Annotated in this window: 10 protein-coding genes; all 10 read left to right on the forward strand. The window is 52.7% G+C overall.

Annotated elements, in window-relative coordinates; all coding sequences use genetic code 11:
- Positions 1 to 14: 14 nt before the first annotated feature.
- The 10 genes from AAIG11_RS12770 (at position 15) to AAIG11_RS12815 (ending at position 13,314) form a co-directional block, all read left to right on the forward strand.
- A complete protein-coding gene (locus AAIG11_RS12770) occupies positions 15 to 1,805 on the forward strand; it encodes an SLC13 family permease (protein WP_343186629.1) in 1,791 nt (596 codons plus the stop codon).
- Between the two features lie 57 nt (positions 1,806 to 1,862).
- Positions 1,863 to 3,299, forward strand: coding sequence for an MBL fold metallo-hydrolase (locus AAIG11_RS12775; protein ID WP_343186630.1), 1,437 nt, complete (start codon positions 1,863 to 1,865; stop codon positions 3,297 to 3,299).
- Positions 3,300 to 3,335: 36 nt separating this feature from the next.
- Positions 3,336 to 3,566 (forward strand): hypothetical protein, encoded by a 231-nt coding sequence (locus AAIG11_RS12780; protein WP_343186631.1) that lies wholly within the window; start codon positions 3,336 to 3,338, stop codon positions 3,564 to 3,566.
- A 177-nt stretch (positions 3,567 to 3,743) separates the two neighbouring features.
- Positions 3,744 to 6,314, forward strand: coding sequence for a PAS domain S-box protein (locus tag AAIG11_RS12785; RefSeq protein ID WP_343186632.1), 2,571 nt, complete (start codon positions 3,744 to 3,746; stop codon positions 6,312 to 6,314).
- Positions 6,311 to 7,267 carry a diguanylate cyclase domain-containing protein gene (locus AAIG11_RS12790; protein WP_343186633.1) on the forward strand — a complete coding sequence of 319 codons (957 nt, stop codon included), beginning with the start codon at positions 6,311 to 6,313 and terminating at the stop codon, positions 7,265 to 7,267. The genes AAIG11_RS12785 and AAIG11_RS12790 overlap by 4 nt, the downstream gene beginning before the upstream one ends.
- A gap of 80 nt (positions 7,268 to 7,347) precedes the next feature.
- Positions 7,348 to 8,310 (forward strand): polyphosphate kinase 2, encoded by a 963-nt coding sequence (ppk2, locus tag AAIG11_RS12795; protein ID WP_343186634.1) that lies wholly within the window; start codon positions 7,348 to 7,350, stop codon positions 8,308 to 8,310.
- A gap of 93 nt (positions 8,311 to 8,403) precedes the next feature.
- The gene (locus tag AAIG11_RS12800; RefSeq protein WP_343186635.1) at positions 8,404 to 8,541 is read left to right on the forward strand and encodes a hypothetical protein; all 138 of its coding nucleotides are present in this window, start codon (positions 8,404 to 8,406) and stop codon (positions 8,539 to 8,541) included.
- The gene (locus AAIG11_RS12805) at positions 8,534 to 9,994 is read left to right on the forward strand and encodes a sodium:solute symporter family protein (protein ID WP_343186636.1); all 1,461 of its coding nucleotides are present in this window, start codon (positions 8,534 to 8,536) and stop codon (positions 9,992 to 9,994) included. The genes AAIG11_RS12800 and AAIG11_RS12805 overlap by 8 nt, the downstream gene beginning before the upstream one ends.
- 24 nt (positions 9,995 to 10,018) lie before the next feature.
- Positions 10,019 to 11,938 carry a sensor histidine kinase gene (locus tag AAIG11_RS12810; RefSeq protein WP_343186637.1) on the forward strand — a complete coding sequence of 640 codons (1,920 nt, stop codon included), beginning with the start codon at positions 10,019 to 10,021 and terminating at the stop codon, positions 11,936 to 11,938.
- Positions 11,935 to 13,314, forward strand: a complete 1,380-nt coding sequence (locus AAIG11_RS12815; protein WP_343186638.1) for a sigma-54-dependent transcriptional regulator — start codon at positions 11,935 to 11,937, stop codon at positions 13,312 to 13,314. The genes AAIG11_RS12810 and AAIG11_RS12815 overlap by 4 nt, the downstream gene beginning before the upstream one ends.
- Positions 13,315 to 13,350 lie beyond the last annotated feature (36 nt).

The following is a 13,350-nucleotide window of genomic DNA, read 5'->3' on the forward strand; positions in this document are numbered from 1 at the left end:
GTGGAGGGCTGTGGATGGATGGTTCCATGATCACTGTACTGCTGATGCTGACAGTCACCATTGGGCTGCTGGCGGCAGATGTACTCCGCATCGATCTGGTGGCACTTCTGGTGATGCTGCTCTTGGGATGGACGGGCATTCTAACGGCTGAAGAGGCTTTTTCAGGATTCTCCAGCAATGCGGTCATCGCCATGATGGGGGTGATGATGATCAGTCAGGGCCTTGCCAAAACCGGGATTATTGACCGGCTTTCCCAAATGGCTGTTCGCATAACCGGTGGTGGAAAAACGATTATTGTCCTGAGCATTTCTCTTATGGCAGGGTTGCTTTCCGGTGTATTGATCACTGTCGGTGTGGCCGCACTGTTTTTGCCGGTGATGCGGCAGATCTCCCGCCGGCAGAAAATTCCAGCTTCAGACCTGCTGATGCCCATGGGGTTTTCAGCCATTCTGGGTGCCAACCTGACCATGGTGGGATCAGCCCCGCTCATCGTGCTCAACGATTTACTGCGCAGCGGCGGGCAGAAGCCCTACGGGCTCCTCAGTGTATTCCCGGTGGGCGTGCTCCTGCTGGGGGCCGGCCTCCTGTATTTCTGGCTGTTGGGAAGCCGGATCCTGCCGGACACCTCCCAGCGACCCACGGCCCAGTCTCACCAGGAAAAACTGATGGAAACCCTCCATCTTTCTCACCATATCAGCTGTTACCGCATCCCTCCAGACTGCCCCTTGATAGGAAAGACGCTGGATGAAGCAGCCATCTGGCAGCGTTTTCAGCTGCATCTTCTGGGAATGGCGGGTGAATCAGGGGTGGAGTATGTCCCCTGGCGCGAAACCCGGTTTCGTTCCGGTCAGGTGCTGTCTCTCCTTGGAACAGAAGAAGCCTCCCGGCATTTTTCAGAAACATGCGGTCTCCAACCGGCAAAGGCCGGCGAATCCCTCCAATCCCTGGCAGAATCCCATAGTGCCGGATTTGCAGAAGTCATCATTCCGCCCCGTTCGGCCATGGCAGACAGCAGCCTGAGGGAGTTCTCACTGCGGAAAAAATATGCCGTGGAGCCACTGGTACTTTTCAGTGGCGGGGAAGAGGTGCGGGAAGATTTTTCCGATCACCACATGCGCCAGGGAGATACCCTGGTGGTGTACGGCTTGTGGCAACATATCCGCGAACTTAGTCGCAGCCCCGATTTCATCGTCATCACCCCTGTTGCGGCACCGGACCATACTCCTGAAAAGACCAAAGCCGCCGTTGCCTGCCTGCTGGGGGCCGTTGCCATGACCCTGGTTGGTTTTCCGGTATCCCTGGCCTTCTTTTCAGGTGCTGTGGCCATGATCCTGGCTAAGGTGGTGACCCTGCAGGAAGGATACCAGGCCATTGAATGGAAAGTGATTTTTCTCCTGGCAGGCCTGATTCCCCTGGGGACAGCCATGCAGAAAACCGGCACCGCAGCGTTTCTGTCAGAAAATCTCATGAAGCTTCTGGCAGGCCGGCATCCGTTGTTCTTTCTTCTGGCAGTGGCAGCACTGGCCAGTTTTTTTGCCCTGTTCATGTCCAATGTGGGGGCAGTGGTGATTCTAACGCCGCTGGTGATGAGTATGGCCGCCATGGCCGAAGTAGACCCCCGGGGAGCGGCTTTGCTGGCGGCGGTGTGTGCTTCCAACGCACTGATTCTGCCCACACATCAGGTGAATGCCCTGCTGCTGTCACCGGGGGGGTATCGCAATACTGATTTTATGAGAGCGGGAGGAGGGATGAGTCTCATCTATGTGATGATCTCGGTGACTTTCTTCTATTTCTTCATGATCTAACCCATGGTATTTTTTGCAACTCATCCACCTGGAACGTATTAAGAGGAGGCGCATGACATGTTGCTCAAACACTTTTTCACCGAAAAAATTGCCCACAGTTCCTACATGCTCATCGGTCAGGATACCTGTGCTGTCATTGATCCCCAGCGAGATGTGGATCATTACATTGAGGAAGCCCGGTCTCAGGGGGTAAAAATCACCCACATATGCCAGACACACCTCCATGCCGATTTCATTTCCGGTCACATGGATCTGGCAGAGAAAACGGGTGCCCAGATTTATGTGGCCAAATCAGCGGCGTGTACCTTCGACCATGTGCCCCTGTCAGAGGGAGATGTCATTGAACTGGAGGATATGCGGCTGCAGGTACTGGAAACTCCCGGGCATACACCGGAGCACCTCAGCTATGTGGTGGTGGATACCTCCAGGACGGAGAGTCCGGTGGGGGTTTTTGTGGGAGACACCCTTTTTGTGGGTGATGTGGGACGACCAGATCTCTTTCCCAACCGGGCCCGGGAACTGGCAGAAAAACTGTATCACAGCCTCCATGACAAGCTGTTGAAACTGCCGGACTACTGTGAAGTTTACCCGGCCCACGGTGCCGGATCTCTTTGCGGCAGAGCGATGGGAGCCAAGTGGCGCAGTACCATCGGCTATGAGCGGAATTTTAACGATGCCCTGCTGATCACTGACAAAGAAGCGTTTATCACCTCACTGACAGAAAACATGCCTGAGGCACCGGATCATTTCAGCCGATGCAGTGACATCAATCGCCGTGGACCCGTGCAGGTGAAAGATCTGCCTCCACTGGCAGAACTGCGACCCGATGAATTTCAGAAGATTGCCGCAGAACCAGACACCATTGTGCTGGACACCCGCAGCTACCTGGCCTTTGGGGGCCAGCATGTGAAAGGCTCCTGGCATCTTGATCTGAATGGAAACTTTCCCACCTTCGCCGGCTGGGTACTCCCCACAGACAAAAAAATTCTCCTGGTGGCAGACGACTATGACAAGGCCAAAGAAGCCGTTATCTGGGCGCGGCGCACCGGAGTGGACAACATCGTGGGATACCTGGAGGGCAGCTTGTCCAGCTGGTCGGTGACAGGCCTGCCATCTGGTTCGGTGTACCAGATGGCGGCAGAAGATCTTCATGAATGGGTTACCGGGGAGGATGATTTTGTGCTGCTGGATGTTCGCGCTGTCCAGGAGTATGAAGACAGTCATATCAAGGGATCTGTGAACATTCCTGTGGCAGCGCTGCGTAGCCGTTACGATGAACTGGATCCTTTCAAAACCACAGTGGTGGTCTGCAGCTCTGGCAATCGTTCCAGCCTTGGCACCAGCATTCTGAAACAGCACGGTTTTAAAGACCTGATCAACCTGGCCGGGGGCATGTCTGGTTACAGTGCTGCCGGTTATGCCAAGGAATGCCGGGCTTGTGCTTCGCCCCATGGGTCCCGGTTTTTCACCGGATATCGAAAAACCCCCTTATAGGCGACGTGCGAGTAGCCAACGAAGGAGGAAAGCACCATGTCATTTTTCAATTACGAAAAAATCGGCCTGAGCGTCGACTGGCAATGGGTGCTGATCACTGGTCTGTTTGCCGCACTCTATCCCCGCTTAGAAAAGGGGATTTTGAAGGTGGGCGATTACGGAGACATCACCATGCCAGAACTGTTGAAAGTGAACGGTTGGGCGGTGGTGATCCCCGTGACTGCCGGTATTGTGCTGTTCCTGGCTTGGCTGGAATCCTTGGGGTGAAGCACTTTCCGATCTCAGAGGTCCTTTTGGTTGGGAAAGTGCTTTTCTGTGAGTGTTTGTTAGTAACCTGTCAAACTGTGGTATAAAGGCAGTAAAGAAAATATGCCGGATCATTACCAGAAAAAGCAGCTTTCGACGGCAAATGTCAGAAAATCCAACATAAGGGATGTGACACCAATGTCCAGGAAATATTATGAGGTGCTGATGAAAAACAGCCCTGTGGGATACGCCCTTCACAGAATGCTCTATGATGAAGCGGGTAATCCCTGGGACTACATTTTTGAAGAGGTCAATCCCATGTTCGAGGAACTGACCGGTCTTTCCCGTGAAAAAATCGTTGGGAAAAGGGTGAAGGAAGTGATTCCGGGGATAGAGAAAAGTGAGTTCGACTGGATCCGCTATTACGGTAAAATAGCCCAAACAGGCGGGCGGGAAGAGTTCGAACAATATTCACATCCCCTGAAAAAATGGTTTCAGGTGAAAGTCTTCTCCCAGGAAAAGGACACCTTCGTCACCTACTTTCTTGACATTACCACACAGAAAAATCAACTGGAGGAACTGGAGCAGTTTTTTCATGTGAATCTTGATCTCCTTTGCATTGCCAACACATCCGGTTATTTCGTCAAGGTGAACCATGTCTGGGAACAGTTGCTGGGGTTTCCAGACACTGTGATTCAGCAGCACCAGTTTTTGGACTTTGTTCATCCGGATGACCTGGAGGTTACCATTGAAGCCATCGAAAAGCTCACTCACGAAAAAGAAATCAAGGGTTTTGTCAACCGGTACCGCAACAGCCAGGGCAAATACCGGCAGTTGGAATGGCGGGCGGCAGCTGGACCAAACCAGCTCATTTATGCAGCTGCCCGGGACATCACAGAGCAGCTGAATTTTCAAGAAGCCAATGAATTGCAGCGGGAGCAGCTGCGCACCATCATGGATCTGGTCCCCAACTACATTTTTGCCAAAGATGAAGCGGGGGTCTATTTGCTGGCCAATAAGTCCGTGGCTTCCATTTTTGGCCAATCTCCTGAATCGGTGGTAGGGAAAACAGATCTTGACTGGGGTGTGACAGAATCGGAATTTCAGCGATACCGACAAGATGACCTTGAGGTTATCCATTCAGGAAAAGTGAAATACATCGCCAAAGAACCGGCACCCCGGCCCGATGGCACCATGGGGTGGTTTCAGACGGTTAAAATACCTTATCAGCATCCGGGACATGACTTGCAGGCTGTGTTGGGTGTGGCCACCGATATAACAGAACGGGTGATGGCAGAGGAACAGATGCAGGAGTTTAACGAAAAGTTAAAAATGGCCAATCTGGAGCTGGATAGGGCAATGAACCAGGAACTGGAAGTTTCAAAGGCAAAGAGTGAATTTTTGGCAAACATGAGCCACGAGATCCGAACACCTATGAACGCAGTAATTGGACTGAGTCATCTGGCGTTGAACGAGACCAACGACGAAAAAATGTTGAGTTACCTGAGGCGAATTCAGCATTCAGGGAAAAACCTTATGAATATCATCAACGACATCCTGGATTTCTCCAATATTGAAGCAGGAAAAATAACGATAGAAACACAATTGTTGTCAGTGAAAAAAGTGGCGAAAGAAGTGGCAAACACCTTCGAAATTCGCGCCATTCAAAAGGGGCTGACGCTTGAAACCACCATTGACCCGGCGGTGCCTGATTATGTCATGGGCGATTCTCAGCGATTGAGGCAGATTCTCGTGAATCTGGTGAGCAATGCCGTTAAGTTCACTGAATCAGGAAGTATTCATATAAAAGCATGGCGTGAGGCTGTGGCAGGTGACCAGATGCTGTTGCGATTTGAGGTTTCAGACACGGGTGTGGGCATTCATCCTGAAAAAGTCGAAAAGTTGTTTCAACCTTTTGCTCAGGTAGATGGATCCATCACCAGGCGTTACGGAGGTACTGGTCTGGGGCTCTCCATTTCCCGGCGCCTGATTGAACTAATGAACGGGCGTATCTGGGTGGAAAGCCAGCCTGGGCAAGGAGCCGCGTTTTCATTTGAACTGCCCTTTGAAACCATCTTTGACCATTCGGCAGTGAATCTTCATGCTGGATTGAAAGACGTGGGACTGCTACTGGTGACCAGCAACAGTCAAGTCAGAAAGCAGGTGAGGGAACACTTGGAAAGCTTTCGTTTGCAGTTCGATTGCATCCAGAACGGAGTTCTCACACAACACCGATGTTCGGGCAGATGTGACCTGATGATTCTTCACTACAGGCCAGAAACCTGGGAGCAGGATTTTGAGGGATTGGAGCAATTGGCCCGCCGTCATCTTACCGGATTACCGGTGGTCTTGCTCATGGATACGCACGCCAGCCCGCCCGCATTACCAGACGGAGTAACCATGAACCATATTCGGGTGAAAGAGCTGACTCAATCCGCCATGCTGGAGGCCCTCATCACTTTGATGGGCGACACAGCATATCAAGGGAACGGGTTTCGCCAGCAGGAAGCAGCTGACCAGACAGATGCTGCTGAACCACTTGATACTGAAGCGCTGACAGCGATCCTGATGGCGCTTGAAGAGCAATTGAACACCTACAGTCTGGTGGATGAAGACGCCATGTATCAGTTGACTCGCCGTCTCAAGACAATCAAAACCTTTCACCAGGTTGTTGAAGAATTTCAGCACGCTGTGGAATCCTTTGAGTACGACAAGGCGATGGATACCCTGAAAAAAATCCGACAGCAGATGGGAGATGAAAGACAATGAATGAAATAAATGAGACCGAAGGGAAAGAAGGACGTCAGACCATTCTCGTCGTGGATGACAGCCCAGTGAATCTGCAGATGCTGGGGAAGCTGCTGAACGATGAATGGCATGTGAAAGTTGCCAATAATGGCAGAACAGCACTAAACATTGCCTCTTCGGATGATCCGCCAGATTTGATTCTTCTGGATGTGATGATGCCTGATATTGATGGTTACACCATCTGCCGCATTTTAAAAGCTTCTCCTGAAACCAGAGACATCCCCATCATTTTCGTCACCGCTTTGAATCAGGCAGATGATGAAGCCCGCGGTCTGGCCTTGGGAGCCATTGATTACATCGTCAAACCCTATAACAATGCCATTGTGAAAGCCCGGGTGAGGAATCATCTGGAACTGAAGCTCTATCGTGATCTGCTGAAAAACACCAGCCTCATGGATGGTCTCACCGGCATTGCCAATCGGAGGCGCTTCGATGAAACTGTTCAGGCAGAATGGAAGCGGGCTTTTCGGGACGGTCATCCGCTGGCGCTCCTCATGGTGGACATCGATTTTTTCAAAAACTTCAACGACACTTATGGTCACCAGGCCGGAGATGAATGCCTCCGTCAGGTGGCGCTCACCTTGGCTCAAAACCTGAAACGTCCTGGTGACCTGGCGGCTCGTTATGGGGGTGAAGAGTTCGCCTGTTTACTACCGGACGTGAGTGTTGAGGGAGTCAAAAAAATTGCCCAGCGGGTGCGTATGGCTGTGAAATCACTGCGAATTCCCCACGAAGCTTCTTCAGCAGCCACCGTCGTAACCGTCAGCGTGGGCGCGACATCCATCATGCCTGGGCAGGATACTGGGTGGGAAATCCTGGTGGAACGTGCCGACCAGGCGCTCTATGAAGCCAAAAGGCAGGGACGAAATCGAACTGCCTTCTTTGGAGAAAGCAATCAACATGAGAGCAGTTGAACCTGAAAACGAATGGGGGGAACCGTTCACAAAACATGATAAATGGTGATTCATAAACATCAGGGAAGGAGCTGTGATCAATGGGCAAGAAAAAGCAGAAAAATGGCACTCAAAAAAACAGCAATGGGCAGAAACTTCAGGAGAAAGCAGCTGTCAACAATCAATCTGTCACAACTGGCGAAATGACAGAGAAGCTGCCAAAAGATAAAAACTATAAAGTTACCACCCTCGATGGCCAACAGGTGAAAAAAATCAAAAATAAGTTCTATGAAAAAGAACTGGGACGCCTGCAGATTGAGTTGGTAAAGCTCCAGGAATGGGTGAAACAGGAGGGTCTGAAAGTGGTGGTGATTTTTGAAGGTCGTGACGCCGCCGGCAAAGGCGGTGTCATCAAGCGAATCACCGAAAGCCTGAACCCCCGCATCTGCCGGGTGGAAGCCCTGGGCACCCCTACAGAGAAGGAAAAAACCCAGTGGTATTTCCAGCGCTATGTGAACCGGCTCCCCGCCGCCGGTGAAATCGTCCTCTTTGACAGAAGCTGGTACAACCGGGCAGGTGTGGAACGGGTCATGGGATTTTGCACCGATGAGGAATACCGGGAGTTTCTCCGTTCCTGCCCCGAATTTGAACGCATGCTCATCCGTTCCGGTATGATTATTATCAAATACTGGTTCTCCGTCTCTGACGAAGAGCAGGAGCGCCGTTTCCACGACCGAATCAAAGATCCCACCAAACGCTGGAAGCTGAGTCCCATGGACCTGGAATCCCGAAAGCGCTGGGTGGAGTACTCCCGGGCCAAAGACGAAATGTTTGCTCACACTGACACCAAGCAGGCTCCCTGGTACGTGGTGGATGCAGACATTAAAAAACATGCCCGCCTCAACTGCATCACCCATCTGCTGCAGCAGATTCCCTACGAAGACCTGACTCCCCAGCTCATCGAACTTCCCCCCCGGCAGGATGAACAGGCCTACGAACGCCCGCCCATCACCGAGCAGACCTTCGTGCCCCATTATTACGGCGGGCCGGTGGAAAACGAGTAACCCCTTTTCGACGGCGGCACCAAGTGTTACAATGGTGGAAAACGGCCACTGAACCACTGGCGTCGGCTGACAGGGAAACGGGGAGTGAAGAAAATGATCATCATTGGAACGTTGCTGGGCCTGCCATATAAAACCATGGGGATTATAGGCGGGCTCTTTTTGTTGTCTGCCGCAGCGCCCACACTGATGGCGCTGATTCTTGCCCATCGGGAGGATCACAAAGATGAATAAATCCCTGATCTATCTCCTGTATTTCACCCTCTACACCATTGTGCTCCTCTTTTTTGGAAAAGGCGGGTTCAAGAAAACCAAGAATGCCCGGGATTTTTATGTGGCCGTCAACAGCCTGGGGCTGGCGGTGAGCATTGCCACCTTCACGGCCACCTGGTTCAGTGCAGCTTCCATGCAAGGGCTGTCGGGTTCATTGTACGCCTATGGCTATAACACTGTTTTATACGCAGTGGTGCCCTGGTTTCTGGGAGCCACTCTCCTGGTACTGCTGGCCAGCCGTCTGAAATCCCATGATATCATCACCCTGCCGGAATACTTTCACCTCCGGTATCAAAGCCGAAGCTTGCAGGCCGCCGGGGGGCTGGTCATTGTCATGACCTACATCCTCTACATCATCATCCAAATCCGGGGGTTTGGCATCGTGGTCTCCGAGTTTCTGGATATCAACTATACCTTTGCCATCATTCTGGTGTATATGTTTGTCATGTACACCACCTTTGGCGGTCTCTTTTCCGTTGCCCGCACCGACAGCCTGAATATTTTCCTCATCATCGCCGGCACCCTGCTGGCAGCAGGACTGGTGCTCCGGGATGTGGGGGGCGTCACAGCCATGCACCAACAGGCGGCGCTCATCAGCACCCGGCCCTTCCCGGCCTCTCCCATGGCAACGGCACCGGGAGCCCTGCTGGATCCTTTTGCCAAGGGAGCCTACCCGCCTCTGTTGACCTTCACCTCCTTTTTTGGATGGGGCCTGGGGCTGGCAGCCAATCCCCAGTATGCCATGCGCATCACTTCCGCTAAAGACACCCGCACTGCCATTCGCATGATCTGCCTGTCGGTGGTGCTGCTGGCGGCCATGTACCTGTGCATGTTCATTATTGGCATTGGCAGCCGGGTGCTGCAGCCTGCCATCGAAACCATTCATTCTGCCGACGAAGTGCTTCCCTATGTCATCAATAACGTGATTTATTCACGCTTCAGCGGGGTGATTCTGGTGAGCATCATGGCCGCCGCCATTTCAACGGCCAATTCCCAACTGCTGGTGGCTGCCAGCGGTTTCAGCTATGACATCTACCGCAACCTGGTGAACCCCCGGGTGTCCGACGAAAGAATGCTGCTGATGAACCGGGCTTTTATTTTTGTAGCGGGCACCATCTCGCTGATTCTTTCCATGAACCCGCCAGACAGCCTGTTGATCTATGGCGGTTACATCTGGGGATTCTTTTCCGTGACCTTTTTGCTGCCTCTCTATGGCGGCTTATTCTGGAAAAAGGCCTGCAGGGAAGGAGCAATGGCTTCCTTCGCCGGCGGATTGCTGGTGATGGTGATGTGCATGTTTCTGGGAACAGAAGCCCGCTTTCAGCTTCACCCGGCCTTTCCCGGATTCCTGGTTTCCTGCGCCATTTTCTTCCCTGTCTGCCTCAAATACCAGCGGCCTCATTCTGCCGAATGAGTTACCGTACCGGAGGAAAACACAGTGCTTAAACTGCGATTCGATATCGAAAACAAAATACTGGTGCCCTTTGTGCTGCTGCTGATTCTTTCCATCGTCACCCTGGGGGCGGTTTCTTACTGGAACGGATACCAGATGCTGCTGGAAAATGAGAAGCAGAACCTGATCAGGCATCTGGAAAACATGGAGGTGTACCTGGAAGGGCTCAGCCAGCAGGTGGCCGCAGGCAGTATGGACATGGAAACAGCCCGGCAGACTGCCGTCAAATACTTTCAGGAGATAGACCGGAATAATGGGTTCATCATGACGGGAGGCGACACCCTGCTGGTGAATCACTACCGACCTGAAGAAACCTGGGGAGAAGCCCTGGCGGCTTACGGCGCAAACCCCACCGTCAACAGCCTGCAGCTGGGAAGGGATATTTTTGTGTTTCAGCGGTACGAGCCCTGGGGGTGGGTGCTGGGGTACGGGATGAACCGCCAGATGTTCACCCAGGAAGTGCTGGAAACCCAGAAATATATGATTCTGCTGGCCATCGTCTCCCTGGTGGTCTCCATGCAGGCCGCCATCATCATTGCCTATCACATTTCCAGGCCCATCAAACAATTGGCAGAGGTGTTCGGCCGCATCGGGCAGGGGAATCTGAACGAAACCGTTGCCCTGAACCGGCATGATGAAATTGGTCAGCTGGCAGACGCCTTCAACGAAATGATGGCAAAACTGAAAATGAACACGGGAAAACTGCTGGAAATGACCCGGCTCAATGAAGATATCCTGCGCAATATCACCACGGGCATTCTCACCACAGATCACCAGGGCCAGCTGGTGTCGGTGAATCCGGCGGCCCGGGAGATGCTGGATCACTCTCAAAACAAGACAGGAGACGGGCAGCTGGAAAGTATCTTAAAAGCCTGGATTCAAACAACCTTAACCACCGGCGAAGGGCAGAACGAGGTCTGTGTCATTGGTGAAGAGGAACGGGACGCCGTGCGCTATCTTGATGTGATGACATCCCTTTTGCGTAATGAGGCAGCGGAAACGGTAGGCGTCATATGCAGTTTTCGGGATATTACCGAGCGAAAACGCATTGAAAACAATATGGAAACCCTGGATAGGCTCACCTCCATGGGGCAGATGGCCGCGGGCATGGCCCACGAAATTCGCAACCCCCTGGCAGGGATGAAAACCAGCCTTCAAGTATTGCAAAGAAGAGTGATCCAAGGACCGGCAGATCCCAATGACCGTCTCTTTCAAAACACCCTCTACGAAATTGACCGCATCAACCAGCTGATCACAGAACTCCTTCATTTTGCCCGGCCCCGGCGGCCCGTTTACGAACCGGTGGCACTGGAAAAGGTACTGCACCGGTCTCTGGAGCTGACCAGAAAAGCGCTGGAAGAGAAACAGATTCGGGTGACCCTTCAGCAGCAAGCGGACAGCACCCGGGTCTTTGTGGACCAGGGGCAGCTGGAACAGGTGTTTCTCAACCTGATTCACAACGCTCTCAAAGCCATGCCCCGGGAAGGTTCTCTCCACCTGACCATAGGAGAGGAACGAAACAGGCTGCCTGCCGAAGACGTTACCGCCATCTGGGTGGAAGTTCAGGACGATGGCAGTGGCATTGACCCGGAGCACCTGGAAAAAGTGTTTGATCCATTTTTTACCACCGACCCCCAGGGAGTGGGCCTGGGTTTGTCGGTGGTTCATGAACTGGTGAAAGAAAACCGGGGAAAAATCACCGTCACCAGCCGCCACCATGCAGGCACCACCTTTCGGGTGAGCTTTCCGGCGTATCCGTCGGAGCCACCGGAACCACCTGGCATGAATGAGGTACCCCTTAGGCCTGATAATTCTGAAGTCACTGGTATCGCTAAGGTTTCTGAGGTCGGTGATGGATATGGCAAAGCAAGTAACATGTTGGTGGAAGGAGTGAGAAAGCCGTGAGCCTGCGCATTCTTGTGATCGACGATGAAGAAACCATCCGCCTTTCTCTGCAGGAAGGGCTGATGGATATGGGCTTTGAAACAGCCTCGGCCGATAACGGCCACACTGGTCTTGAAGTCCTTGGCACCTTCAAGCCCCATATTGTGCTGCTGGACATGCGGTTGCCGGACACCAACGGTCTTGACCTGATCCGGCATATCAAGGAAATGGACAGCGACATCGAAGTGGTGATGATGACCGCCTACGGAGACATCAAAACAGCGGTGTCAGCCATCAAAAACGGTGCCTTTGACTACCTGCACAAACCCTTCGAGCTGGATGAAGTGCAAGTCATTTTAGGCCGCATTGGGGAAAGCCTGAAGCTTCGAAAGCGTCTCTACCTGCTGGAACAGCAGAAAAAGAATGCCGACAGTCAAAAAATGCTGGGCAACCATGAAAGCATGCAGGCGGTTTTTGAAAAAATCCGCATCCTGGCAGAAAATGATTCGGTGACCGTGTTGATTCGGGGAGAAACGGGAACGGGGAAAGAACTGGTGGCAGCGGCTATCCATGAAGGCAGCCGACGGCGGGAAGCGCCCCTGGTGAGCATCAACTGCGGGGCCATTTCGCCGATGCTCATTGAAAGCGAGCTTTTTGGCCATGAAAAAAATGCCTTCACCGGCGCTTCTGCCAGAAAAAAAGGCCTGCTGGAAGTCGCCGACGGCGGTACCGTCTTCCTTGACGAAGTGGGCGAACTGCACCTGGATACCCAGGCCAAGTTGTTGCGGGTGCTGGAAGAAAGAAAGTTCAAGCGGGTTGGCGGCTTGACAGACATCCAGGTGGACATTCGCATCATGGCAGCCACCAACAAAAACCTGGAGGAAGCCATCCGTAAACGTGAATTTCGGGAAGACCTCTTCTACCGGCTGAATGTGGTGCCGGTGGAACTGCCGCCTTTGCGCCAGCGAGGAGAAGACGTGCTGCACATTGCCGCATTCTTCCTGAGTCTGTTCAACCGGAAATTTGGGCGGCGTATCGACGGGTTTACGCCGGTGGCCCGCCAGCTGATGCTGGACTATACCTGGCCGGGAAATATCAGAGAACTGAAAAACGTGATGGAGCGCATGGTGATTCTTCACCAGGGAAGGGAGATCGATGTGGCCGATCTGCCCCGGGAAATCAACAGCAGCGGCCAGGGGGCGACTGCATCTCAAGGGGGAGAAGGTCTGGTGATTCCCCCCGCCTTTTCACTGGAAGAGCATCTGGGTGAGCAGGAGCGACGCTTTCTGGCAAAAGCACTGGAAATAAGCGGACAAAATCATTCAAAGGCAGCAGATACTCTGGGAATCAGCCGGTTTTCCCTGAAAAGAAAAATGGATAAGCACGGTATTTCCTGACAAAAGAGGGTAACACCTCAGCAAGAAAACAGCGGG

The organism is Anoxynatronum sibiricum, from assembly GCF_039414295.1.
GTDB classification, from domain to species: domain Bacteria; phylum Bacillota; class Clostridia; order Peptostreptococcales; family Tindalliaceae; genus Anoxynatronum; species Anoxynatronum sibiricum.

Bases quoted from the DNA above. Each gene is read 5' to 3' on its own strand.
- AAIG11_RS12770 (WP_343186629.1), top strand. From the start codon at position 15: ATGGATGGTTCCATGATCACTGTACTGCTGATGCTGACAGTCACCATT.
- AAIG11_RS12775 (WP_343186630.1), top strand. From the start codon at position 1,863: ATGTTGCTCAAACACTTTTTCACCGAAAAAATTGCCCACAGTTCCTAC.
- AAIG11_RS12780 (WP_343186631.1), top strand. From the start codon at position 3,336: ATGTCATTTTTCAATTACGAAAAAATCGGCCTGAGCGTCGACTGGCAA.
- AAIG11_RS12785 (WP_343186632.1), top strand. From the start codon at position 3,744: ATGTCCAGGAAATATTATGAGGTGCTGATGAAAAACAGCCCTGTGGGA.
- AAIG11_RS12790 (WP_343186633.1), top strand. From the start codon at position 6,311: ATGAATGAAATAAATGAGACCGAAGGGAAAGAAGGACGTCAGACCATT.
- ppk2 (WP_343186634.1), top strand. From the start codon at position 7,348: ATGGGCAAGAAAAAGCAGAAAAATGGCACTCAAAAAAACAGCAATGGG.
- AAIG11_RS12800 (WP_343186635.1), top strand. From the start codon at position 8,404: ATGATCATCATTGGAACGTTGCTGGGCCTGCCATATAAAACCATGGGG.
- AAIG11_RS12805 (WP_343186636.1), top strand. From the start codon at position 8,534: ATGAATAAATCCCTGATCTATCTCCTGTATTTCACCCTCTACACCATT.